At 54.9% G+C, this 21,697-nt stretch carries 27 protein-coding genes and 1 tRNA gene; 11 read left to right on the top strand and 17 right to left on the bottom strand.

Going from position 1 to position 21,697, the window contains the following annotated elements; all coding sequences use genetic code 11:
- The 4 genes from nuoL (at position 1) to OEZ10_08855 (ending at position 5,620) form a co-directional block, all read left to right on the top strand.
- Positions 1 to 1,965, top strand: coding sequence for an NADH-quinone oxidoreductase subunit L (gene nuoL, locus OEZ10_08870; GenBank protein MDH5633095.1), 1,965 nt, complete (start codon positions 1 to 3; stop codon positions 1,963 to 1,965).
- A 47-nt stretch (positions 1,966 to 2,012) separates the two neighbouring features.
- Positions 2,013 to 3,494: an NADH-quinone oxidoreductase subunit M gene (locus tag OEZ10_08865; protein ID MDH5633094.1), complete on the top strand. Its 1,482-nt coding sequence runs from the start codon at positions 2,013 to 2,015 to the stop codon at positions 3,492 to 3,494.
- Positions 3,495 to 3,523: 29 nt separating this feature from the next.
- Positions 3,524 to 4,957, top strand: coding sequence for an NADH-quinone oxidoreductase subunit NuoN (gene nuoN, locus OEZ10_08860; protein MDH5633093.1), 1,434 nt, complete (start codon positions 3,524 to 3,526; stop codon positions 4,955 to 4,957).
- A gap of 150 nt (positions 4,958 to 5,107) precedes the next feature.
- Positions 5,108 to 5,620, top strand: a complete 513-nt coding sequence (locus OEZ10_08855) for a cyclic nucleotide-binding domain-containing protein (GenBank protein ID MDH5633092.1) — start codon at positions 5,108 to 5,110, stop codon at positions 5,618 to 5,620.
- A gap of 63 nt (positions 5,621 to 5,683) precedes the next feature.
- Here the strand turns inward: OEZ10_08855 and OEZ10_08850 are convergent, their stop codons facing one another.
- The 3 genes from OEZ10_08850 to OEZ10_08840 form a co-directional block, all read right to left on the bottom strand.
- Positions 5,684 to 5,965, bottom strand: a complete 282-nt coding sequence (locus OEZ10_08850; GenBank protein ID MDH5633091.1) for a rhodanese-like domain-containing protein — start codon at positions 5,963 to 5,965, stop codon at positions 5,684 to 5,686.
- Between the two features lie 222 nt (positions 5,966 to 6,187).
- Positions 6,188 to 6,457, bottom strand: coding sequence for a hypothetical protein (locus OEZ10_08845; GenBank protein MDH5633090.1), 270 nt, complete (start codon positions 6,455 to 6,457; stop codon positions 6,188 to 6,190).
- Between the two features lie 134 nt (positions 6,458 to 6,591).
- Positions 6,592 to 7,479 (bottom strand): DMT family transporter, encoded by an 888-nt coding sequence (locus tag OEZ10_08840; GenBank protein MDH5633089.1) that lies wholly within the window; start codon positions 7,477 to 7,479, stop codon positions 6,592 to 6,594.
- A 292-nt stretch (positions 7,480 to 7,771) separates the two neighbouring features.
- Between OEZ10_08840 and OEZ10_08835 the strand changes: the two genes are divergently transcribed.
- The 5 genes from OEZ10_08835 to OEZ10_08815 all read left to right on the top strand — a co-directional run bounded on the left by OEZ10_08835 (position 7,772) and on the right by OEZ10_08815 (position 10,231).
- Positions 7,772 to 8,044: a cupin domain-containing protein gene (locus OEZ10_08835; GenBank protein ID MDH5633088.1), complete on the top strand. Its 273-nt coding sequence runs from the start codon at positions 7,772 to 7,774 to the stop codon at positions 8,042 to 8,044.
- A 6-nt stretch (positions 8,045 to 8,050) separates the two neighbouring features.
- Positions 8,051 to 8,788 (top strand): sulfate transporter CysZ, encoded by a 738-nt coding sequence (cysZ, locus tag OEZ10_08830; protein MDH5633087.1) that lies wholly within the window; start codon positions 8,051 to 8,053, stop codon positions 8,786 to 8,788.
- 3 nt (positions 8,789 to 8,791) lie between these two features.
- A complete protein-coding gene (locus OEZ10_08825) occupies positions 8,792 to 9,316 on the top strand; it encodes a metallophosphatase family protein (protein MDH5633086.1) in 525 nt (174 codons plus the stop codon).
- Positions 9,313 to 10,047 carry a hypothetical protein gene (locus tag OEZ10_08820; protein MDH5633085.1) on the top strand — a complete coding sequence of 245 codons (735 nt, stop codon included), beginning with the start codon at positions 9,313 to 9,315 and terminating at the stop codon, positions 10,045 to 10,047. The genes OEZ10_08825 and OEZ10_08820 overlap by 4 nt, the downstream gene beginning before the upstream one ends.
- 107 nt (positions 10,048 to 10,154) lie before the next feature.
- Positions 10,155 to 10,231, top strand: a tRNA-Met gene (locus OEZ10_08815).
- A gap of 90 nt (positions 10,232 to 10,321) precedes the next feature.
- On the opposite strand, the gene OEZ10_08810 is transcribed toward OEZ10_08815, so the two are convergent.
- The gene (locus OEZ10_08810; protein MDH5633084.1) at positions 10,322 to 11,497 is read right to left on the bottom strand and encodes a site-specific integrase; all 1,176 of its coding nucleotides are present in this window, start codon (positions 11,495 to 11,497) and stop codon (positions 10,322 to 10,324) included.
- A gap of 61 nt (positions 11,498 to 11,558) precedes the next feature.
- Between OEZ10_08810 and OEZ10_08805 the strand changes: the two genes are divergently transcribed.
- On the top strand, positions 11,559 to 12,020 hold the full coding sequence (locus tag OEZ10_08805) for a hypothetical protein (GenBank protein MDH5633083.1): 462 nt from the start codon (positions 11,559 to 11,561) through the stop codon (positions 12,018 to 12,020).
- A 38-nt stretch (positions 12,021 to 12,058) separates the two neighbouring features.
- On the opposite strand, the gene OEZ10_08800 is transcribed toward OEZ10_08805, so the two are convergent.
- The 12 genes from OEZ10_08800 to OEZ10_08745 form a co-directional block, all read right to left on the bottom strand.
- Positions 12,059 to 13,669, bottom strand: coding sequence for a DUF87 domain-containing protein (locus OEZ10_08800; protein MDH5633082.1), 1,611 nt, complete (start codon positions 13,667 to 13,669; stop codon positions 12,059 to 12,061).
- 20 nt (positions 13,670 to 13,689) lie between these two features.
- Positions 13,690 to 13,977, bottom strand: a complete 288-nt coding sequence (locus OEZ10_08795) for a hypothetical protein (protein ID MDH5633081.1) — start codon at positions 13,975 to 13,977, stop codon at positions 13,690 to 13,692.
- Positions 13,974 to 14,363, bottom strand: a complete 390-nt coding sequence (locus OEZ10_08790; protein ID MDH5633080.1) for a hypothetical protein — start codon at positions 14,361 to 14,363, stop codon at positions 13,974 to 13,976. The genes OEZ10_08795 and OEZ10_08790 overlap by 4 nt, the downstream gene beginning before the upstream one ends.
- Positions 14,360 to 15,268, bottom strand: coding sequence for a hypothetical protein (locus tag OEZ10_08785; GenBank protein MDH5633079.1), 909 nt, complete (start codon positions 15,266 to 15,268; stop codon positions 14,360 to 14,362). Before OEZ10_08785 ends, OEZ10_08790 begins: the two co-directional genes overlap by 4 nt.
- A complete protein-coding gene (locus tag OEZ10_08780) occupies positions 15,261 to 15,581 on the bottom strand; it encodes a hypothetical protein (GenBank protein MDH5633078.1) in 321 nt (106 codons plus the stop codon). The genes OEZ10_08785 and OEZ10_08780 overlap by 8 nt, the downstream gene beginning before the upstream one ends.
- Positions 15,568 to 15,876: a hypothetical protein gene (locus OEZ10_08775; GenBank protein MDH5633077.1), complete on the bottom strand. Its 309-nt coding sequence runs from the start codon at positions 15,874 to 15,876 to the stop codon at positions 15,568 to 15,570. The genes OEZ10_08780 and OEZ10_08775 overlap by 14 nt, the downstream gene beginning before the upstream one ends.
- Entirely contained in the window at positions 15,873 to 18,551 is a 2,679-nt protein-coding gene (locus OEZ10_08770; GenBank protein MDH5633076.1) for a toprim domain-containing protein, read from the bottom strand. Before OEZ10_08770 ends, OEZ10_08775 begins: the two co-directional genes overlap by 4 nt.
- Positions 18,551 to 18,898, bottom strand: a complete 348-nt coding sequence (locus OEZ10_08765; GenBank protein MDH5633075.1) for a hypothetical protein — start codon at positions 18,896 to 18,898, stop codon at positions 18,551 to 18,553. Before OEZ10_08765 ends, OEZ10_08770 begins: the two co-directional genes overlap by 1 nt.
- 237 nt (positions 18,899 to 19,135) lie before the next feature.
- Positions 19,136 to 19,366, bottom strand: a complete 231-nt coding sequence (locus OEZ10_08760; GenBank protein MDH5633074.1) for a hypothetical protein — start codon at positions 19,364 to 19,366, stop codon at positions 19,136 to 19,138.
- A 2-nt stretch (positions 19,367 to 19,368) separates the two neighbouring features.
- Positions 19,369 to 19,626 (bottom strand): hypothetical protein, encoded by a 258-nt coding sequence (locus OEZ10_08755; GenBank protein MDH5633073.1) that lies wholly within the window; start codon positions 19,624 to 19,626, stop codon positions 19,369 to 19,371.
- Positions 19,627 to 19,644: 18 nt separating this feature from the next.
- Positions 19,645 to 20,133: a hypothetical protein gene (locus OEZ10_08750; protein MDH5633072.1), complete on the bottom strand. Its 489-nt coding sequence runs from the start codon at positions 20,131 to 20,133 to the stop codon at positions 19,645 to 19,647.
- A gap of 31 nt (positions 20,134 to 20,164) precedes the next feature.
- Positions 20,165 to 20,338, bottom strand: coding sequence for a hypothetical protein (locus OEZ10_08745; GenBank protein ID MDH5633071.1), 174 nt, complete (start codon positions 20,336 to 20,338; stop codon positions 20,165 to 20,167).
- A 13-nt stretch (positions 20,339 to 20,351) separates the two neighbouring features.
- Here OEZ10_08745 and OEZ10_08740 point away from each other — a divergent pair, with 13 nt between their 5' ends.
- A complete protein-coding gene (locus OEZ10_08740; GenBank protein MDH5633070.1) occupies positions 20,352 to 21,317 on the top strand; it encodes a hypothetical protein in 966 nt (321 codons plus the stop codon).
- Here OEZ10_08740 and OEZ10_08735 read toward each other — a convergent pair whose 3' ends face one another.
- Positions 21,318 to 21,644: a hypothetical protein gene (locus tag OEZ10_08735; protein MDH5633069.1), complete on the bottom strand. Its 327-nt coding sequence runs from the start codon at positions 21,642 to 21,644 to the stop codon at positions 21,318 to 21,320.
- Positions 21,645 to 21,697 lie beyond the last annotated feature (53 nt).

Here is a 21,697-nt window from a genome sequence, read left to right as displayed (position 1 = left end):
ATGTTTGGACTTGAAATGACAACGATCTACCTTTTGGTGCCACTGGCAAGTCTTGCTGGTGCCATACTGTCCGGCCTGTTCTGCAGGGTTATTGGTCGTCGCAGCGCCCACACCATTACCATAGGCGGCGTCACCATATCCTTTCTGCTCTCGGCTTTTGTTGTGCTCCCGGATGTCATGGCTGGCAACATATTCAACGGCACTGTTTATACCTGGGGCGTGAGTGGTGGCATTCCCATGGAAGTGGGATTCCTGATTGATTCGTTGACAGTGATGATGATGGTGGTGGTCACGTTTGTATCCCTGATGGTGCATATCTATACCATTGGCTACATGCATGAAGACCCGGGCTACCAGCGCTTTTTCAGCTATATTTCCCTGTTCACGTTTGCCATGCTGATGCTGGTCATGTCCAACAATTTCCTGCAGCTGTTCTTTGGCTGGGAAGCGGTGGGCCTGGTTTCCTATCTGCTGATCGGTTTCTGGTATACGCGTGAATCGGCGATATTTGCCAACCTCAAGGCATTCCTGGTCAATCGTGTAGGTGACTTTGGCTTCCTGTTGGGTATTGCCGCAATATACATGACTTACGGTACGCTGGATTATGCAGCAGTATTTGCCATCGCGCCGAGCCAGGCGCAGCAAACCATCACTATCATGGCCGGTGTTGACTGGAACCTGGTGACCGTAATCTGCATCCTGTTGTTTATCGGCGCCATGGGTAAGTCCGCCCAGTTCCCGTTACACGTCTGGCTGCCTGATTCCATGGAGGGTCCTACCCCCATCTCGGCATTGATCCATGCTGCAACCATGGTTACCGCAGGCATCTTCATGGTGGCGCGCATGTCGCCTCTGTATGAGTTATCCGAAACCGCGTTATCTGTTGTCCTGGTTATTGGTTCCATTACCGCATTGTTCATGGCATTCCTGGGTATGGTGCAGAACGACATCAAGCGGGTCGTGGCCTATTCAACCTTGTCGCAGCTCGGATACATGACTGTAGCGCTGGGCGCGTCAGCTTACTCAGCGGCTATTTTCCACCTGATGACCCATGCGTTTTTCAAGGCGTTGCTGTTCCTGGGCGCCGGTTCGGTCATTATCGCCATGCACCATGAGCAGGACATGCGCAAGATGGGCGGACTCAAGAAATATATGCCCTGGACCTACTGGACCGCCGTCATTGGTTCGCTGGCGTTGGCCGGCATACCGCCGTTTGCCGGGTTCTTCTCCAAAGATGCCATTATTGAAGCAGTGCATTTGTCAAACTTGCCCGGCAGCAGCTTTGCCTATTTTGCCGTAATGACCGGTGTCTTCATTACCGCATTCTACAGTTTCAGATTGTTGTTCATGACTTTCCATGGCAAACCACGCATGGATGATCATACGCGCGAGCATCTCAAGGAATCCCCGTTTGTAGTGGTATTCCCGCTGGTCATGCTCGCAATCCCATCAATTCTGGCTGGCGGTCTGTATATCGAGCCGATGTTGTTTGGCAAGTTTTTTGGTAATGCCATCTCGGTAGCGCCGCAACATGACGTGGTCGGTGAACTGGGTCGTGGCTGGCACGGTATTGGCCAGTTTATGGTGCATGGCGTGATGGCGGCACCGTTCTGGCTTGCCGTGGGCGGCATAGTTACGGCAGCGATATTCTATCTCAAGAAGCCCGAGCTGCCGGAATGGTTTGCCTCGAGGTTCAGTTCACTGCATACGTTGCTGATGAACAAGTACTATCTTGACGAGGTTTACCAGGCTGTATTTGCGGGCGGTTCGCGCGCACTTGGCCGGTTTTTGTGGAAAACCGGCGATGTCAGGCTGATTGACGGACTTATGGTAAACGGTTCTGCGAGGGTAGTAGGCTGGATATCATCAGTCATACGCCATGTGCAGACCGGTTACGTCTATCATTATGCGTTTGCAATGATCATTGGCCTGTTTGTACTGATAACGTTTTATTTGCATGCCTAGGCAGGACCGGCAGCGAACCGCAGGTTGGATAAGGAAAAATAAGCGATATGTTTTCTGAAAACGCACTGAGTCTGGTTATTTGGCTGCCAATATTGGGCGCTATCGCCGTATTGGCAACCGGTAGTGACAGGAATGCGCCCCTGGCCCGGGTGCTGGCATTGATTACATCGCTGCTGACACTGGCTGCCAGTGTTCCGTTGTACACGCGTTTTGACAGCAGTACCGCCAACATGCAGTTTGTCGAGAGCTATCGCTGGATCGAGGCATTCAATATCAATTACCATCTTGGTATAGATGGCATCTCGCTGTTACTTATACTGTTGACCACATTTACCACCGTTCTCGTGGTGCTGGCAGGCTGGAAAGTGATCCAGAAGCGGGTTGCCCAGTACATGGCGATGTTCCTGATCATGGAAGGGCTCATGGTTGGCGTATTCAGTGCGCTTGACGCCATGCTGTTTTACGTGTTTTGGGAAGCCATGCTGGTTCCCATGTACATAATTATAGGCGTTTGGGGCGGACCTAATCGTGTATACGCGGCGGTGAAGTTCTTCCTCTATACCTTCCTCGGCTCGGTGTTGATGCTGGTAGCCTTCATCTATATGTATTACCAGGCCGGCAGGAGCTTTGATATTGCCGCATTCCACGCATTGCCGCTTAATGCAACAGAACAGACGCTGATCTTCCTGGCGATGTTCATGGCGTTCGCGGTGAAAGTGCCCATGTGGCCGGTTCATACCTGGTTGCCGGACGCGCACGTTGAGGCGCCGACCGGCGGCTCCGTGGTTCTGGCAGCCATTATGCTGAAACTTGGCGCCTATGGCTTCCTGCGTTTCAATCTCCCGATCACACCGGATGCCAGCCATGATCTTGCCTGGTTGATGATCGGCCTGTCGCTGGTTGCAGTGGTTTATATCGGACTTGTTGCCCTGGTCCAGGAAGACATGAAAAAGCTTATTGCCTATTCATCAATTTCGCACATGGGTTTTGTCACGCTCGGCTTCTTTATTTTCAATGCCCAGGGAATTGAGGGCGGAATCATGCAGATGATTTCTCATGGCTTTATATCCGGTGCATTGTTCCTTTGTGTTGGCGTAATGTATGACCGTATGCACAGTCGGCAGATCAAGGATTACGGCGGCGTGGTCAACACTATGCCGGTCTTCGCGGCATTCATGATGTTGTTTGCCATGGCAAACAGTGGCCTGCCGGGTACTTCCGGTTTTGTCGGAGAGTTTCTGGTTATTATGGGGGCGTTCCAGGTAAATATCTGGTATGCGTTCCTGGCGTCATTTACGCTGATATTTGGTGCTGCCTATACCTTGTGGATGTACAAACGCACAGTATTCGGTCCGGTAGTGAATGATGCGGTAAAACAATTAACTGATGCGACACCGAGAGAACGTTTTATCCTGGCGACGCTGGCTTTCGCTGTGCTGACGATGGGGTTGTGGCCAATGCCTTTCCTTGATGTCATGCATGCCTCGGTTGATCATTTGCTCCAGCAAGCGGCCAGCAGCAAACTGTAAGTGGTGGGGAAAGAGAACAGAATATGGTAATGCCAAACTTTAATTTGCTCGCCCCGGAGATTTTCCTGTCCGGCATGGCCTGCGTCGTGTTGCTGGTGGACCTGTATCTTTCCGACGAGCGGCGGCATATCAGTTACCTGCTCGCCCAGGTTGCCCTTGCAGGTACGGCTATCCTGGCCTGGCAGGGACTCGCCATTGCACCACAGCATACTTTTGAAGGCATGTTTGTTCACGACACAATGTCGTCCGTGCTCAAGATCATGATGAGTCTCGTGGTGTTTTTCGTGTTTGCCTATTCGCGGGAGTACCTGCGTGATCGCAACATGTTCAGGGGCGAGTATTTCGTACTGGGACTGTTTGGCGTAGTAGGTATGATGGTGATGGCATCAGCCAGCCATTTTCTCACCCTTTACCTTGGCCTTGAATTGATGTCGTTGTGCCTGTATGCCATGACTGCAATGCAGCGTGATTCCGGGACTGCCACCGAGGCGGCAATGAAGTATTTTGTCCTTGGCGCACTCGCATCCGGTATGCTGCTCTATGGCATGTCCATGCTCTATGGTGTAACCGGCTCCCTGAATATTGCCGAGGTGCAGGCCAAGGTTTCGCTGCTTGATATCAAGACCAATATGCCCATGGTGCTGGGTCTTGTATTCGTTGTAGTTGCGCTGGCATTCAAACTCGGAGCCGTTCCCTTCCATATGTGGGTGCCTGATGTCTATCATGGCGCGCCGACATCGGTAGCAGCCTATATCAGTTCTGCGCCGAAGCTGGCGGCTTTTGCCATGATCATGCGTTTACTGGTTGATGGCCTGGCCGGACTCGTGGCGGACTGGCAATCAATGCTCATTATCCTGGCAATCTTGTCCATGGCCACGGGCAACCTCATTGCCATTGCACAGACCAATATCAAGCGCATGTTGGCATACTCGGCAATATCGCATATGGGTTTCTTCCTGCTCGGTATTGTGTCTGCCGGCCCCAATGGCTACAGTTCATCGATGATCTACGTGCTGGCTTATGCAGCCATGAGCATGGCCGCGTTTGGCATGGTCATGTTGTTGTCTCGCAAGGGATTCGAGGCCGACAATCTCGAGGACTTTAAGGGGCTGAATCAGCGCAGCCCCTGGTATGCCTTTATCATGCTGGTGTTGATGTTTTCCATGGCCGGCGTCCCGCCGACTGCAGGCTTTTACGCGAAGCTGATGGTAGTGCAATCCGTCATTGATTCCGGCATGTTGTGGCTCGCATTGACTGCGGTATTGTTTGCCGTTGTTGGCGCGTTCTATTACCTGCGGGTTATCAAGCTCATGTATTTTGATGACCCGGTAGCAGATGCGCCGATTGCTCCACGCCCGGCAGTGGCCGCGTTGATGTCGGTTAACGTGATGGCCTTGCTGCTGGCAATGTTGTTCGCCGGCCAGTTAACAGAACTCTGTCGCAGCGCCATAGCGGCGCTGTAGATCGGTTCGCGCCACAAGACCCCAGCCAGTATCATAAACATAACTACCCGGCCCGATACCAGGGCGGGCAGTTGTGGTTGTACGATAAAATCCCGCTATACTGTATGATGTTATGATTGATTGCGACCATGCTCACAGGAGGGGGTGCCCATGACGGGGAATGATCGCTATCGGGAACTGGATGCAGTCCCGAGAGATGCACATTTTATGGACAAGCTCGCATGTCAGCTTGGCACGGGCACCAGTATTTTTGGCAAGTTTAATTCGAGCGATGTCTCTGTGCTTTCCGGGTACCTGGAAGCTTATCGTGCGCAAACCGGTTCGGCGGTGTTTGTTGAAGGGCACAGGGCGGGGTACCTGTGCATTGTTCTTGATGGCGGGCTGGACGTGGTCAAGGAAACCAGTCTCGGTGTCAGCCGAAAGATTACAGACGTGTGTCCGGGAACAACGATAGGAGAGATGTCTATTATTGATGGTCAGCCTCATTCGGCCACCGCAGTAGCGGCGAAACCTACGTTATTGGCAGTATTGACCAGAGATAGCCTGATTCGGTTGACGGAAGAGCAACCTGGCCTGGGCGCGAAGATGCTGGCCAATATCGCCGAGTTGCTCAGTCGCCGGTTGCGTACAACCAGTGACATGCTGATTAATTACCTGAGCTGACCCAACCCCTTTTGGGGTAATTAGCTAAAGGGGCTGGGACTAGATTCGGGTGGGGCAGAAAAATTAGCAGGCAAAGAAATTGCGGAACGAGCCCAGGTTGTAAACTTCACCGAAACCAAAATTCTGCAGAGCCATTTTTGCCATGCCACTGCGAGCACCGGAAACGCAATACAGGATGACAGGCTTGTCTTTTTCCAGCATTTTCTCGGCAGCCTGGATTACGTCCAGCGGGATGCTTTGGGCGCCAGGCAGACAGCCCTGCATGTATTCGGAAGTTGAGCGCACGTCTACCAATTGTGCGCCTTCGGCAATCATTTGTTTGGCCAGTGAGCAATTAATATCCATGTAGTTTCCCCAGTTGTATATTAGTAAATGCTAATATGCGTAAGATAATGGCTGCGAGGAAAAAATTCAAGTAACCAGTCCCGATTTTTTCATCAAAATATCAACGCATTTCGACGAAATACATTTAAACAGCAATACTGATTTGAAATGGTAGCGCGACGAGCTGATCCCGGGGTGCGGGAATGAGGGCGCCGGGGAGAGAGACGGGCGCCAGGCGAGCGTTTAAATTCCGTTGATTTTGAGCACGGTCAGGATTTCGCGGTCACTTGGCCTGGTGTTGGCGGCGACGGTTTTCATAACCGTATCGGTGTTCCGTGACGGTGTTGCAGATGCGGGAATGGTTGAGTCAATGTCTACGCGAACCGAAGTCGAGTTTGTGACATCTGCAATTAACTCGCTACCTGTCTTGGTGTCGACGCCCGAATCTGTGGCCAATACCGGGAAAGCAAATGATAACAAGCCGGCGCAAAGTATCTGTATAAAGTGTTTCATCGGTTTTCCGTCTTCGTCCAAAGGCGCGGGCCTTCGTTATAGTTTTGTTTGTCATGCCAGTGTAGCAAAACCACCTGGCTGCGCCACCGTTGGTGTAACCGGTGGTACCGTATATCGCGCCGGAGATCGGACGGTCATATCTGGCTTTCCGGGAGAGTGGCCGGACGGTTGCGCCATTGATGAAACACTAACCCGGTCATGATCAATGCTGTACCGGCCCATGTATCCGGCAACACTGGTTCGTTGTTGAACTGGTTGCCGATCAGCAAGGCGGCAACCGGCGTGACCAGTGTAATCAGTGACATGGTATTTGCCGGCACGTGCTTGAGGGCATAGAAAAACATGACAAAGCCGAGTACCGATCCAAACAGGCCGAGGTAGCCGATTGCCCAGGCAGCCCTTTCCGGAACATCGGGAATGTAGGTACCATGCCAGCCGAGCCATGTAAGGGCATACAGCATGGCAGTAATGACCAGCCCGCCAGCGGTTATGCTGAGGGCGGGCAGTTCCGCACCAATGTGCTTGATGAGCACACTGCTGGCTGAGTGGATCAACACGGCCAGCAATATTGCTCCGACACCCAGTGCTGAAAGCCGGCTGTTGATGACGTCGGAGGCGTAGATAATCCAGAGACCAGACAAGGCCAGACCAATGCCCAGAAGATGCTGCGGCCGCAGGCTGTCCTCGCGCAGCAACAGCGCCGCAAACACCGCAGTAATCAGTGGTGTTGTCCCGAACAGGACCGATATCAGTCCCGAAGGCAAATACTGAATCGCCCAGTATGTACACATCATTGACCCGTACAGCATGCTGGCGATGGCCACATAGGTTTTGACTGCCTTTCGATGCCAGGGTAATGGAAGGCGCAGCACCGCGACAAGCGCAAGAGCCAGCAGTGCACCGAGAATCATTCGACTGGTTACACCGAACAGGAATCCGCTTCCTTCGCCGCTCCATTTGATTGCGAGCGGCGTAGTCGCCCAGACGAGTATTACGCCTATGTAGGCAGCCGGTACCGACATCTGTTATTCCTCCGGTATCAACAAAATCAAACTCCAAAACGAAAAAGACCGCGCCCGGATCCGGATGCGGTCTTTAGGAAAATCCAATGTAAATTACAGCTAGAAATTCATTATTGACCGCAAACGGGCAGGCTGACGCAGCTTGTACTTGACGCGCCATACAGGTGAAATACAGACGATTGCGGAATATGAGTTCATGGCCCGAGTGTTGCCGGACTTGTGAGGTGTGTCAAGCGCTTGGTGAAAAAAACCGATCATGGGATACTCGATGAAACACCAAGGAGTCCAGTACATGAAAATACTTGTCGAGCATGACCCGGCGCCGGCCAAGCTTGAGGTGATGGGTGTCTATGACTGGCCAGTGTGGGAAAAGGAGAAGTCGGTTTTCCCCTGGACTTACGATACCAGTGAAACCTGTTACCTTCTGGAGGGGGAGGTCACAGTTACACCTGATGGTGGCGAGGCGGTGTATTTCCGAAAGGGCGACCTTGTAAGTTTTCCGAAAGGTATGTCCTGTACCTGGGATATTCATGAGCCTGTGCGCAAGCACTACCAGTTTGGGTAATGCGTGATGACGGGATTTTTTGCCGGAGCGCGATTTTTTCTGCGTGGTTATGAACTGATTCGGCAACGTGGATTGCGTCGGTATGCGGCGATACCACTACTGATTAATGTCGTGATATTTGTCGCGTTGACGATTGTTGGGGCAAACCAGTTTGAGCAGTTAATGCAATGGCTGTTGCCGGAAGGGCAGGGCTGGTGGATAGAAGTTCTGCGCGCCGTATTGTGGATTATGTTCGCCGCCATAGTGGTCGTGGCCTTTTATTTCCTGTTTACGTTGGTGGCCAACCTTGTCGCGTCGCCGTTTAACGGACTGCTGGCTGACAAGGTCCAGATCAGCCTCGGTTCTGTACCGCCTGACGGGCGCAACTGGTTAAGTGTCATCAGGGGATTTCCGGCTGCGTTGGTTTCGGAATCAAGAAAACTGGCTTATTTTCTGTTGATCGGTGTGATTCTTGTGCTGATAAGCCTGGTTCCGGCTGTTAACCTGGCTGGTATTGTTTTGTGGCCGCTGGCCACGGCCTGGATGTTGACTCTTGAATACGTGGCTTATCCCATGGAGAGTTGCGAGCACGATTTCAGGTCGATTCGCGCGCGCGCGCGTGCCAACCGGATGATGGCCCTGGGATTTGGCCTGACTTGCCTGTTATTCACGATCATTCCATTGATTAATCTTTTCGTGATTCCTGCCGCGGTAGCCGGAGCATCAGCCATGTGGGCCGAGAGCTGGTCGCGCAACTCCGGGTAGGCGGTGGCGATCCGGTCAACAATTGTTCGTGTTGCGATTCTATCAGATACACACGGGTTCATCTGGCCGAAAGTCGTCGAGGCTGTGCGGTCGTGCCAGTATGCAGTGCACGCCGGTGATATCGGTTCGGCAGCGGTGTTGAGATCGCTACTGCCCGAAAATGACCTGGTGGCAGTCAAGGGAAACAATGATGTGCCCGGAAAATGGCATACCGATGAGCATCTGGTTCTGGAATCGCTGGGCAATCGTGCCCGGCTTGAATTGCCGGGTGGCAGTATTGCCGTGGTGCATGGCGACAAGGCGGGGCGAGTGGCAGAGCGGCACCAGGTATTGCGCAAGCAGTTCCCGTCGGCAAGAATGATTGTTTACGGTCACAGTCATCGACAGTCCGTAGACACTGATGCGCTGCCGTGGGTGGTGAATCCGGGCGCCGCCGGAAAAGCACGCACTTTTGGTGGACCGTCGTGGATAATATTGACGATTGAAAATAACGACTGGAGACTGGAAACTTTCCGGCTAGATGTATGACTGAGACCGATAATTATCAGCACACACCAGAGAATGAAAATACGTATCGTATTCGTGCGGCAGTCAGGGCGCTGCTAAGTCCGGGGATGTGGTTGGTGGTTGCGATGCAGGCTGTCACATTGGTGCTGCTTGCTTCTGCAGCCAACGACGGTTCATCTGGATTGCGCCCGTTGTTTGGCGCTGCATCTTTTTTCCTGTTTCTTTATTTTACCAGTGGTATGTTTCAGTCACTGGCGACAAGCCGCGATGCCATATCAGTTCGCGATGTGATGTTGAATGGTGCGCGCGTGTTTAACCGGTTCATGGTAATGGGGCTGAAGGCATTTCTGCTTTTCGGTTTTATTCTGTTTCTGGTGGTCGCGCCGCTAGGAGCCGAGTTGCAGTCCATCCTCAAGGACTACCCGTGGTTTTGGGGGCTGTCCATGGCAGTTATGGGGGTGGTGCTGGTCTACTGGTTGCCCATTGCCTTTGTGACCGGACATTTTGGTCTGACCCAGACCTTGTTGTCAGCGCTCAAGGTACAGCAGCAGCGCCTGCAACAATTACCGTATCCCGCGCTGCTGATCCTGACACCCAACCTGGTTGGCCTGGCAATCCCGACGGAGCGCCTGCTGACCGGCGCGGTGTTGATCAGCGCCTTGAGCGAGATACTGGGCTGGGTGGCATATACCTATTGTACCGAGTACGTGGCGCGGAACCGTGACAAGGTTTTAATTGCATCAAAGTTTTAGAGCGGTGATTGGCATCGAGTATTGTTTTGGTGATTCTTTTTTACTGTATTCGGGTTTACCCTTGAAAAGGCACGGCGATGTCGTTAGACTTCGCGCCTCTCATCGAGTGCGGGGTGGAGCAGTCTGGCAGCTCGTCGGGCTCATAACCCGAAGGTCACAGGTTCAAATCCTGTCCCCGCTACCAATTTTTTAGCTTATAAATCAGAAGTTTATGAGCGGCCAGAAGATCCTCGGGCCCGATTTGGGACCACGCGAGGCAAAAAAATACTCGTACTTATTCGAATCCGAGGATTTTGTTCGCCACGGCAGCAACGTCTGGAGCGTCCTCGTTAATCCATGTCGCATATTTTCGTCGCAACATATCGGTCGACGTATGCCCCATTTGTTGAGCGATCCACTCAATAGGGAGCGCGCCCGTCGTTAACAGCTGCGAGGCGAACGTATGCCGGCATTGGCCCGGCCCGCGATATCTCACCTCGGCCGCCTCGCATTGCCTGGAGAAAAACGACTCGCGCAAAACCTTCGTCGAATAGTGCGGCTCCAGGGTTCGCGAATCGAGAAAAACCGGCCGGATCCTCTCGGTTTTTATTGTCCGGTTGTCGCGGTCGAGCACCTGGGCGAGTATCGGCGCCCGGCCGGCCGTGAGTTTGTGCTGTCGTACCAGGGCGTCGCGGGCCGGCTTCAATAACTGAATCTGGCGCTTAGATCGTTTTGTTTTTGTTGCCTTGTACTGTCCGCGAACGATCGCGCGCCGAAACTGGATAACGCCGGCCTCGAGGTCGGCGACGTCTTCCCAGGCGAGCGCGAGCGCCTCCGAGACTCGGGGTCCCGACCAGATCATAAATTCGACAAGGTTTAACTCCTGGATCCTGCCGCCGGCCGCCGGCGTGTTTAGTAGCCTCTCAATCTCGGCGCGCGTGAATGGATCCGGATCGTCGTCGTCGGGCAGCCGGACGACAATCCCCTCAGTTGGATCCAGGGCGCCCGGATTTCGCTTTCTATAGACGCCGAAAGCCTGGCGCAATACCGCGACGACCTCTTTTATGTATTTGCTCGACAGGTCCGCGAGATCCTGGCTAATCCAGCGCTCAAGCTCGATCGAGTCTATGCTGTTTGCCTGGCGCGCGCCGAACGACGGTTTTAACCAGGTTTCGATTATTGAGCGATAAAGGTCCCATGTGCTCGGCGCGACCTTGTTCGACTTGATCTCGAGAAATAGATCCAGGTAATGCCCGAGGCTGTTCTCGGCCAGGCGAGAGGATCCGGGAAAGTGTTTTGCATAATCAAACGCCCCGACCTTTATCTCGTGCTTGATTTGCTCGACCATGCGCTCAGCGTAAACAACATTTGCCGGCGTCGGCTCCATGTTCAGGCGCTCGCGACACTTTTCGCCATTGAATCGAAAATATACGCGGATCGATCCGCCGCGGATCTCTACACCCTTTGCCATTGCGACCCCGTTGTTACATAATTTTAAAATATATTACACCACGAGACAGGGAGCGAGGGCGATGCCTTTAAAGAATTGTCAATCCTGCGGCGGAGCCATCGACGCGCTCGCCGAAACCTGTCCGGCTTGCGGCGCCGCCGGCCCGGGCAAAAAAAAGAAAGAGCTCGCGGCCGGCTTGCTCGTTATTGGTGTTATTTTCTTTTTTCTTATTGCTTCATTGCTTGACGACAAACCAGCACCAAAGGCGCAAGCCTCGGCGCCGGCGGACGCGAGAGCGCTCGCTCATGCGCTGCTGCTTGTAAAACAGGAAAAGAAAATAATAGACGCAACCTGGGGAGACGATACTCGGCCGACCCTGCTCGCCGGTGTTGTTGATGATTCAACGCGCCGCGATGGGTTTGCCGGTTATTTGTGCTCGCTGCTCACGGATGCGGGGATAAAAGGGGGAGTCGTACATATTTTGAGTGCCAATGATAAGGCCCGCCGCGAGCTGGGGCGGGCCGATTGTCCTGGAGGCCGTTAACCTTGACAGCCCGCGCCGCCTTGTTGGCGGGCTTGTGGCTAACTGGTCTCGAGTAGTAAGTCGCTCGCGGTTAACGTGCCGGCGTTGTTTTTAATTAGCCCGTTCGTGTTCAAGTTGCTGAGGTAAGTCCCAAACGTGCCGCCGGTCGAGACCATGCCAACAAGCTCGGCGACGTCTTGACGAGAGATCCCGGCCTCGCCGGCATCGACAACGACCTCGAGGATCCGAAACGCGCCAGGCCTTAACGCCCGCCGCCATTGCTGCATAATCTCGTCGCGAGTCTTTGGCGCCTCCGGGATCTCGCCGCCAAGCTCTTTTATACCGGCCTCGGTTGCCTGTAGTTCGCTATTATCGCCAGCGATAAAACCGGCGACCCTCAAATTGCTAAGGTAAGTCCCAAACGTGCCGCCCCTGGGCGAAAAGCCGGTCAGCGTTGCCACCTGGGCGCGCGTGTACTTTGCCGGGTAGCGCGCAGCCAGAGCGCCGAGGATCTTTTTCGCGCCAGGCCGAATCGAGGCATCGTCCGCCGGCGCAGTCGTCGCGCGCGCGGTTTGCGGGCTACCAGTCGCCGGCGCTGATTTGCCGAGCGCCTTGTCGACGATCTTTTTAATGGCGAGCAATTCCCGCTCGTGGCTCGAGGCTGTCGACACAACAGTCGCCGGCGCCGCCTTGATTCGCTTTAAACAATCCGCCTCGCTTATGCCGGGCCGTTGTTTCGTGGCAATCGTGAGCTCAGCCTTTAGCCTGGAGATCTCTTTTTTTAGCTCTTGCGTGGTTTTAGCCTCCGCCTCGGCCTCTTTGGGTAGATCTCCAAGCTTGGCGAGGATCGTCTTTACCCTTGCCGACGGCGCGGGCGGCTTCGCCAACAGACGACCGCCGGCCTTCGGGTGTGTTGTCGCAACAGGCCCGACCGTTGTTTTAATCACAGTTTGAGAGATCGCCGGCCCAAAGGCGAAAAACGCGCCAGGCTCGAGCGACCTCAACGCCTGGACCGCCTCTTTAGCCGTTAGGCCGAGCTCGTCGGCGGCGCGCTTAACATCAACGTCGAGCCCGGTGCGGCCGATCAATTTGTTAATACACTCGGCGGCGACGTCTTTGTGCAGTTTTGCGAGCCGCTGAGTTGCCGGAATTAAACATTGGCCGCGCTTCCGGCCGCGCGTGGCGACGTCGATTACCGCGCCGAGACTTTCGGCCTTGCCCTTTTCAGGCGCGAAAATGTGCGCCTCGTCGAGCACAATCAAAACAGGGCGCCATAAGTTTTTAGGCGCATTAACCAGGGCGTCGAGAAACAGCTTAACAAACGCGATTCGCTCGTGAGCCTTTAGGTCGTAGATGTCACAAATCGCCGAGGCGCCGGTCTCGAGCAATCGCCGCGCGAGTAGCTTAGCGGTTCGCGGGTGCGCCAGGGCGTCGCCGTCGTGCGGTGCGGCGATTATGTAATCGAATTTTTCGCGCAACGTGGAAAACTCGCCCTCGGGATCGATGATAATGTGTTGCACCTGGCCGGCGGTGATTTCCATTAACCGGCGCAACGCCCAGGACTTGCCGCCGCCCGAGTTGGCCTGGATCAATAGACGCGTTTCGAGGAGTTTTATCACGTCGACGTCGACGTTACCCTTCAGGCTTTTTCCGAGTGTTGTTTGTTTCATTGTTGCCCCCTTTGCAAAACTCAAACCTTGATAAACTCGCCCGATCGTAACAAGTTCGCGGCGTCGATTAGCGTCCCGATCGCCGGATCGCTTGAGACCTGCCAGGCCTTGTCGTCGACGTAGGTGTTTAAATGAATATCCGTAACCAGTCGGCCGGCCAGATCCGCGGGGATATCCAAAAGCGACCGCGCCTCGACGAGCAATAACTCGCCCAGCCTGGGGCGTGACATGCCCAGGTCGTCGGCTTGGTCGGTTAAAAATGCGTCCAGCTGCTCAACGCTAATCGATTGATCTTGTCGCGCGCTCATGCTTCGACCTCGCTTATCACTTCGGCCGGCGGCAAGTTCGGGTCGACCCAGGTTTTAACCAGGCCGACAGAGACGAGCGAGCCATCCTCGGGCAGCCAGCCGACGACCAGTCGCCACGACTGCGGGCTCTCGACTGCCTGAGCCTCGACCCTTGCCTCGATGCGCAACACATTATCGCGAGTCACATGCGCCGAGGTAACGCGTCCGACCTTGTGCATCGGCGAAAAATCGACCTCGATCGGCGCGCCGACTGCGGTTTTTGCCATTGTGCGCAGTTGCTCCGGCGTGAATTGGTGCGCCGCGCCTTGAAAGACAAACCGCGCCGTCGTGGCGATCGTGGCGCGGATTGTTGATTGCTTGCTGATATATCGATTATGGCGGCTCATTGATCGCCCTCCGGTTTGTTGACAACAGAAACACCCAGGGCCGCCGCGACTCGGCGGATCGTCGCCTCGCTGGCGACCTCTTTGCCTTCTGCTTTGCGCTGGGCGTGGTTTTTGACAAGCGAAACGTTTTTCGGCGAGAGGCCTTTTTGCTCGGACCATTCTCCTTGAGTAATCCCCTTGTTAGCGAGTAGCGCGTCGAGGGCGCGCGAGGAAAGCTCCGCCAGGGCGACCAGCTCGTCGGCTTCGGGCGGCCTGGCGGATTTCGAAACAGTGATCGCAGATTTCGCCGCCGCCGGCCGGGCCGGTGCCGTGTTTCCGGCTTGTGTCGAAACGCCGGCCGACGGTTTCGTTATTTCGATAATTGCCATCACCGACACAAGCCAAACAATAACCAGGGCGAGCGCCTGCATAATGACGCGCGCCGCCGCCCAAAAGCCGACGCTCGGCGCCTGAGCGCTCACGAGATCGCGCAACCTTGCCCGGGCGGTGGATAGCTCGGCTTTGCTTGCCTGGATATCGCCCAGCCAGCCCAGGCGCGCCGCCGAATTAGCCAGCGAACGCGCGAGCGCGGCCTCGAGCGTTTCGATTTCCGCTCTCGTGATTTCGATCGATTGCGCACGATTTCGACTTGCTGTTTCGGCGGTTTCGGCCGCGACAATCAACGGCTCGGCGATGTGAAACAACGGGCCGGCCAACAACAAGCCGGACGCAATAACCGCGAACACGCGGCGGCGCTCCCGGTGCGCCCAAAGCCAAAGCGCCGCGCCCTCGAGCGCGAGCGACCAGGCCCAGCCGGTCTCGGTGCCAACAAGCCCCGACCAAAATTTAATGCCGTGCCATTGGGTTAATAGTGTCGCGACCAGTATCGCCAACATATGCCGAAAAGGGATTCGCGCATTAATCATTAATGACCTCTTTTTTTTGCAATGCGAGGAGGGCGTCGACGCGCTCCTCGGGGAGTAGGTATTGCGCCCCGAACATTTCACGCAGCGCCGCGACGTTGGGATCGTTTGCCATGAGATCCGCCAGCTCGGGCGCCTGTTCCTGGATTCCGTTCCAGAGCGCCTCGCGACTCGCTTTCGGTAGGCGGTCAAGCCTGAGCATTGTCGGCGCGCTGCGGGTTTTGTGCCGGCTATCGGGCGCCCAGGCGTGCGGGTCACGAACAAGACAACAAACCTCGCGCTCGGCGTTTTCTTTGGTGTCTTTAGTTGCTGCCACGGTAAAAACCCTCCGGCACAATCAAGTCGACCCACTTAACCCGAGACCGCTCGCGATCCAGCTCAAGAGGAAAAAGCGCGGCCGAGAGACACTCCCAGCCGGCCGCGTTATCGGTTAACAGCCTGCGACCGTGCTCGTCGTCGGCGTGCTTGCCGCATACGACAATCGGCGTCATGCCGACAATAGGCAGCGCCCCGCGCCGGGGGTAAATATGAAGCTGCGCGCGCTTTGTTGCCCGCTCCGGGCAGTTGCAAACCATACAGCGCGCCAAGCGCCCGCCCGTTGTGTTGCTCATTGCGCCGCCTCCGGGTTTTCGAATATCCAGCATTTAACAGTTTTCGGGGTGCCTTCATGATTGCGCAGCAAGGCCGAATTAACTGCGCGCTGGCCGACGTATTTGTGCGATTTACTTGCCTTTAAAAGCCGCTTGAGCTCGACAATGTCGGGGATATGCTGCCTTTGCTCGCTGGCAAGTTTTACAAAGTGATTGAGGTTGACCGCGATCGAGGTCGGTGTTTTGGAATGATCGAGCCGCGGCTCGTGCGTGTCGCCGTTGAGGAAATAAAACGTCTCCCAAAATTGCACGACGAGCGGGTGATCGGCATTTATGGCTTGCTGCCTGGCGAGCGCCATGTCGGCGAGCTCGCGCTTTACTTCGGTTATCACCTGCTTATCGATTGGCAACACCAGGGCGAGCGCATCAACCAGGGCGCAGAGCTGGGCATGATTTAAGACAATGCGAACGTTATTCAGGCCGGCGAGTTTGTGCAGCCTTGCGCGGTATTCTGGCGTCCGCTGCTTGATAACCTCCAGGATCTCGCGCTCGCGCGTAATCGCATCAAGCAAAAAATAACTCACTCGCTCGACGGGGATCGTCGATATTGCCTCGGCGATCTCGCGCGTCCGCTCGCTTTGCTTGGCTTTTGTGAATCGTAAATGAACAATTCGCTCGAGTATGGCCTGGCTCGCCTCGACTTCGGCGTTTTGACTGATAACAATCGCGCCGCGAAACGGCGGCTCGATTGTTTCATTGCCGGAGTTTTTAACGCCACGCGCCCGCACGGAGCGGCCATTGTAAAGCGTTTTAAGTTCGTCCCAGTCAAAGCCGCGATTTTTGCCATCGGCGCCGCGCTCCGACTCAATCAACACGACGGGAAGGTTTGACACTTGCGCGAAGTTTCTCGCCCTGGCTGCCGGTGTTGATTTGCTGGGGTCAAAACCTTCATACCCCAGCCGGCCGCAACACTTCCAGAGAAACTCTATGATTGTCGTCTTGCCGGCGCCAGGCTCGCCGACGATTTCAATAAATGGGTAGCTTTTGTGCGTGGCGCGGATCTGCTCAGCGAAAAACGAGCCCAGCCAAAACGCCGCGGCGATAATGCCTTGCGCGCCAAACGCGCGCCATAAATCATTAATCCATTCGGCATGATAGTCGCGCGGATTGTTAGCGATGTGCAAGTCTGCCGAGCGCGATAGCGACTTTATTGCCAGGTCGTTATATTCGAAAAAATCCTCGTCATTGAGTGCGCAGCGCTCGCCGTCTTTAACCGATATATCGGGATATACATAAACGCCATGATCGGGGCAATAACCAATATAATCGATCGTTTCGACGGTTTTTATCCCGTAGAGTTGATCATGCAAAATGCGGTCGAGCTGCATCGGCGAGCCGGAAAAGATCGAGCCGGCGGCGATGCTTATTAACCGCTTTTTAAATTCTGAGGGGCTCGAGAGCTGCGAGCCGGTAAAAGTATTTTTTATCGATTTGGCACCATGCGGAAAATCAACGCGACAGTAATACCAGCTTTCGTCGGTGAGCGGGGCGTATTGATAATAAAGAAAAGTAAACAAGCAATTCGCGAGCGGCGTAATCGTGCCGGCCTTGTTAATGGCCTGCTCGCGAATATCGTCTTTATCGAGCGCCTTGTCTGATTCGAGCTCTTTGTATGCTTTATCGTATTTCTCGAGATCCAGCGCAAACCAAAAAACCCGCTTGTTATAATTAAAATAAAATTCTCGTCGCCCATTGTGCCTGTATATTAATAAGGCCTTTTGTGTTGCCGACTCGGCAATAAGCAAGTCGCCATGATAGAGATATTCGCCGAGATCCGCCGGCGTGAGCTTGCCGGCCTTATAGAGATCGTTCCAGTCTGTTTTATCCTTGCCTGGCGCCTGAGCGGCGCTAACAACAAAGCCGGCGTCGCGCATCCGTTTAACGTGCTTTCGTGCAAACTTGCGGCCGGCGGCGTCATTATCAAGTGCCATAATCCAGTTAATCGACTTACCGGCATAGCCAGCGAGTGCCCGCTCGGGGTAGTTGCGGCAAGCGAGAATCGAAACCGCTTTAACGCCCGAAAGATTGAGCGCGATCGCATCAATACAGCCTTCGACGATCCAGACTGTATCGCCCTCGACAATGTCCAGGCTTGGCGGCTGCCACCATTGCCCGCCGTGCGAGCCTTTAAAGTGCGCCTTGCGCGTTTCTTTCTCGCCGGTCTCGGGGTCGGTAATGGTAACGGCATCGACAAATCGCTCCATATAAACCGGATCCGCGGCGTTGTCGTCCAGGTAAAATCGGACCGTCGCCGTACCCTTGTCGCCGTCCGGGTGCCAAAATTTGCCCTGCTTATACCAGCCTTTAATTTTGTCAGTATCAAACCCGCGCGCGTGGCGCATATAGGCGTCGGCCGTGGCGTTCGGATCCGCCGGCGTGGGCTTGTATCGCTTATTGAATGATTCGTATAAATCCGGATAGAGCTCGCGCGTTTTCTGTTCGTATGAGCAATGATTTATCCTGTTACAACGGATCACAAACGGCGCGCTCGCGCGAGTATAGAGCTCGTTTTTCCCGCAGCTCGGGCAGCGTCCGCGCTGCAGCCAGCCGCGCGCGTCATGTTTAAACCCAAACTCGCCAACAAGTCGCGCCGTGATTTGATCGGCCTTCGCGGGATCCATTTCAACAAAAGCCATTACCACCACCTCTCGGACGCGATAAGGTTTTTCGGCGCGCCCTTATAGAGTTTGTGCGGGTGGATCCCGACCACCATTTCGCCGACCGATGTTAGGTTATATTCGCGACAGGTTTTCGCCGCGCCGCCGCGCTTGCGCCGGTGCATAACTTCTATATAGCCATTGCGCAGCACGCGCCGACACTCCTCGCGCGAGGGTAGGGCGTCGAGATCGTGAACAAGGCGATTAAGCTCGAATTGCTCATACACGCACGCCGCCAGCGCCCAGGCGGCGTCGGCATTGTCACAAATCGCGACGAGTTTTTCGTTCTCGGTACTGATAACGAATATTTTTTCCGGGCTTGTCATGAGCTACCCCTGATAATGTTGTTATTGCCGACGCCCCGCGCCGACTGTTAAAAATGGAGTGATTGCTGTTTGTTTCTGCTCGATAGCGTTTCGCGAGCGCGATCCAGCGCCGACAGCACGCGCCGACACTTTGCCGGCCGCGAAGTTTTGGCGAGCCGCTCAAGTAATCGGATATGCTTTTTTAATTCCGTGTCGGATAAATGATCGAGAATGGACATAAACGCCCCCGTTATAATTTCAAGCTAAACTCGCCGCGCCCGAGCAATGAGTCGATCGCGAGTTAAACTCGGCGCCGGTTTGCTCGTGCAATGCGACCAGCTCGCCGACGGTAAGCGCTTCGACCGGCTTGCCAAGCTCGGAAACTTTCATCGCGAGAAGGGCCGTATATTTACTATTTGACTCGCAAATAGAGCCGAGCGCGCGTGAGGCGTCGATTAACTCTTTTTCGTTTCGCAAAAAAGCCGACATGATTAACCCCCTGTCGTAATACGCGCCGCGACCTTGCGGGCGGCGCGATGCAAGCCGGAGTTAAAAACCCGGCGCACAACAAAGCCGCGCGCGATTGCGAGCGCAGTAAATAAGCCTGTTATTTCGAGATTCTGCATCGGCTTAACCGGGAGCTCGTAAACCGGCACGACAAACCACGTCCAGAAAGCCAGCGAGACAACAAAGCCGAGCGAGACGTTAAAAGTCACCTCAACAAGCGACTCGATTTTTGATTGATTCATGCGCGCCCCTTGTTGCGACTATTCGGCGATAACAGTCAGATAATCGAGAAACTGCAAAAATGCGGCGATCTCGGCATACCCTTTATGGACGATCTCGTTTAACTCTTTCCGGGTTATGCGCCGGTCAGAATAGGCGCGATGTATTGCCTCGCACGTCGCACCATTGCGGCCTTGCCATTGTGAAAACAGCAAAACGACTTCGGCGTTATCGGCGTCGAGGGTGTAGTCGGGCAGGGGCAGACAGATATGCCTCACCATGAGCGCGTGCGCGTGCAAAATCGGCGCGATCCCGGCGAGCTGCTCGGCCTTTATGGCGTCGTCGAGCCCAAACTTTGCGCGCGGGTAGTCGGCGTTTAATTCGTTGTTTAGGTGTTTAACGGCTTTTTGGAGCGCCTTCGCCATTGCTTTCGGGCCGGTATTGCCGTCGAAAGAAAAATCGCGCGCGAAATTCGCGGCGGCGGTTTGGGCCGGGGTCCAGTGCGCCGGGTATTTGTGAGCGTGTGCCATTTTTTAAAACCTCATGTCGAGATTTATCGATTTATTGGTTAGGCTGTTTTGAGAGCTCGCCCTTAACGATATTTAGCGCCTCGGGGCCGACGCGGCGGTCGTTGCTTTTTGCCCGCCTGACGAGCGCGAGAAAATCGGGCTCCTCGAGCCGGATCATTACGGACACTTTCTTTTGCAATTTGGGGGAGGGTTTTTTGACTGACATTCGGCTAAACTCCGTGAAAACATGCGTTAAAAAAATTAATACAAATTTTCATAAAGTAAAACCGAAAATTATGGATATTCATAATAAAGAATTTTTATCGCGCATTAATAAAGTTTTGGCAGGTCGCCGAAAACACCCCTGGGGCAAGGCGATCGGGCTGAAAAACGCGATAATTACGACGATTTTCGACGGCAAGGTGCCGACCGCGCCGACGCTGGAAAAGATCCATCGCGCCGAAAATGTGCGCCTGGACTGGCTTGTACTGGGCGAGGGCTCGCCCTATTTTGTGAATGATTCGCTCAGCGACGCCGAGCTCGCGCATACTCTGGCGCGGGTCGACACGCGGCTCGCGACGGTGTACGCCATAACCGACGGCGCGCGCGTCGTTGTCGCCGTGAGCGCGGCGGCGGTTGAGCATTACGACGACAACACGTCAGGGCGCTTTACCTCGCTCGATGTATTTGCGCCAGTCGGTGCCGAGGCCTTTGCCGTCCTGAGAGAGTCCCGCCTCGCGACGCGCTGGCGCCAGGCGTCGGCCGAGATCCTCGCCGGCATTGCGACCGGGGAGCTAGGCCCGCCGGAGTTACTGACGCACGACGGCGCGCCCGGATTGCTGGAAACATTGCCCGACGGCCGCGGCCTGCTCGCAACACTCGAGCGCCTGCTCGTACTGGAGCAATACAACGACCAGGAGCGCGCACTATTAAGTCGGTATCGCCTGGCCGAGCCCAGGGTGCGCGATGCGCTCGACGAGCTTGTGGCGGCGCTGGGGCGCACGCAAGACGAAAGCCAGCTCGTACACTTTGAGCCGGAAAAGTTCGGGCGGTTATATGAGGCGGTCGAGGCAGCGCTAAAAGGCTCGGGACATAAAGCCGGCCCGGCAGCTATCGCGGAGATCGTGATCGTTCTTTATGATCGTTACGAGGAGCTCGTCGCCGACGGCGTCGGCCTCGATGCGGTAATCCAGGCAGTATCGTAATCAAATCAGCGCGAGGCAGGTTTTGCAATTCACCAAAACCCAAGCCGCCAGCGCGCCCAGCGTCAGAACAACGCCAGCCAAACCGCCCAGCGCCAAGCCCTGCAAAAACCGCCGCCGCGCCGTTATAAGGTGCTTTTCTGCCAGCGAGTTAATTAATGTCGCCGTGTTTTCGACCGATTCGCGCTCAAGCGTTCGGAGCGCGATCCGAACGTCGTCGACGAGGCCGTTTGTCATAATGCCGCCCTTGTTTACATAAATCCGGTTTGCCTTTCTTTGTGCGTATCGGCTAACAGGGGCGGCGGCTTTAATTGGTATTATTTCAGGCATAACAATATACAACGCCACCGCTTAAAAATTGTGTTTATAGTTTACTCGCCTTA

The sequence above is a fragment of the Gammaproteobacteria bacterium genome, assembly GCA_029880545.1.
Taxonomy (GTDB): Bacteria; Pseudomonadota; Gammaproteobacteria; order Acidiferrobacterales; family SZUA-150; genus JAOUOD01.
Note: the sequence above shows the minus strand (reverse complement) of the source record. Positions and strands in the feature narration are given on the sequence as shown.

Bases quoted from the DNA above. Each gene is read 5' to 3' on its own strand.
- nuoL (MDH5633095.1), top strand. From the start codon at position 1: ATGTTTGGACTTGAAATGACAACGATCTACCTTTTGGTGCCACTGGCA.
- OEZ10_08865 (MDH5633094.1), top strand. From the start codon at position 2,013: ATGTTTTCTGAAAACGCACTGAGTCTGGTTATTTGGCTGCCAATATTG.
- nuoN (MDH5633093.1), top strand. From the start codon at position 3,524: ATGCCAAACTTTAATTTGCTCGCCCCGGAGATTTTCCTGTCCGGCATG.
- OEZ10_08855 (MDH5633092.1), top strand. From the start codon at position 5,108: ATGACGGGGAATGATCGCTATCGGGAACTGGATGCAGTCCCGAGAGAT.
- OEZ10_08850 (MDH5633091.1), bottom strand. From the start codon at position 5,965: ATGGATATTAATTGCTCACTGGCCAAACAAATGATTGCCGAAGGCGCA.
- OEZ10_08845 (MDH5633090.1), bottom strand. From the start codon at position 6,457: ATGAAACACTTTATACAGATACTTTGCGCCGGCTTGTTATCATTTGCT.
- OEZ10_08840 (MDH5633089.1), bottom strand. From the start codon at position 7,479: ATGTCGGTACCGGCTGCCTACATAGGCGTAATACTCGTCTGGGCGACT.
- OEZ10_08835 (MDH5633088.1), top strand. From the start codon at position 7,772: ATGAAAATACTTGTCGAGCATGACCCGGCGCCGGCCAAGCTTGAGGTG.
- cysZ (MDH5633087.1), top strand. From the start codon at position 8,051: ATGACGGGATTTTTTGCCGGAGCGCGATTTTTTCTGCGTGGTTATGAA.
- OEZ10_08820 (MDH5633085.1), top strand. From the start codon at position 9,313: ATGACTGAGACCGATAATTATCAGCACACACCAGAGAATGAAAATACG.
- OEZ10_08810 (MDH5633084.1), bottom strand. From the start codon at position 11,497: ATGGCAAAGGGTGTAGAGATCCGCGGCGGATCGATCCGCGTATATTTT.
- OEZ10_08805 (MDH5633083.1), top strand. From the start codon at position 11,559: ATGCCTTTAAAGAATTGTCAATCCTGCGGCGGAGCCATCGACGCGCTC.
- OEZ10_08800 (MDH5633082.1), bottom strand. From the start codon at position 13,669: ATGAAACAAACAACACTCGGAAAAAGCCTGAAGGGTAACGTCGACGTC.
- OEZ10_08795 (MDH5633081.1), bottom strand. From the start codon at position 13,977: ATGAGCGCGCGACAAGATCAATCGATTAGCGTTGAGCAGCTGGACGCA.
- OEZ10_08790 (MDH5633080.1), bottom strand. From the start codon at position 14,363: ATGAGCCGCCATAATCGATATATCAGCAAGCAATCAACAATCCGCGCC.
- OEZ10_08785 (MDH5633079.1), bottom strand. From the start codon at position 15,268: ATGATTAATGCGCGAATCCCTTTTCGGCATATGTTGGCGATACTGGTC.
- OEZ10_08775 (MDH5633077.1), bottom strand. From the start codon at position 15,876: ATGAGCAACACAACGGGCGGGCGCTTGGCGCGCTGTATGGTTTGCAAC.
- OEZ10_08770 (MDH5633076.1), bottom strand. From the start codon at position 18,551: ATGGCTTTTGTTGAAATGGATCCCGCGAAGGCCGATCAAATCACGGCG.
- OEZ10_08765 (MDH5633075.1), bottom strand. From the start codon at position 18,898: ATGACAAGCCCGGAAAAAATATTCGTTATCAGTACCGAGAACGAAAAA.
- OEZ10_08760 (MDH5633074.1), bottom strand. From the start codon at position 19,366: ATGTCGGCTTTTTTGCGAAACGAAAAAGAGTTAATCGACGCCTCACGC.
- OEZ10_08755 (MDH5633073.1), bottom strand. From the start codon at position 19,626: ATGAATCAATCAAAAATCGAGTCGCTTGTTGAGGTGACTTTTAACGTC.
- OEZ10_08750 (MDH5633072.1), bottom strand. From the start codon at position 20,133: ATGGCACACGCTCACAAATACCCGGCGCACTGGACCCCGGCCCAAACC.
- OEZ10_08745 (MDH5633071.1), bottom strand. From the start codon at position 20,338: ATGTCAGTCAAAAAACCCTCCCCCAAATTGCAAAAGAAAGTGTCCGTA.
- OEZ10_08735 (MDH5633069.1), bottom strand. From the start codon at position 21,644: ATGCCTGAAATAATACCAATTAAAGCCGCCGCCCCTGTTAGCCGATAC.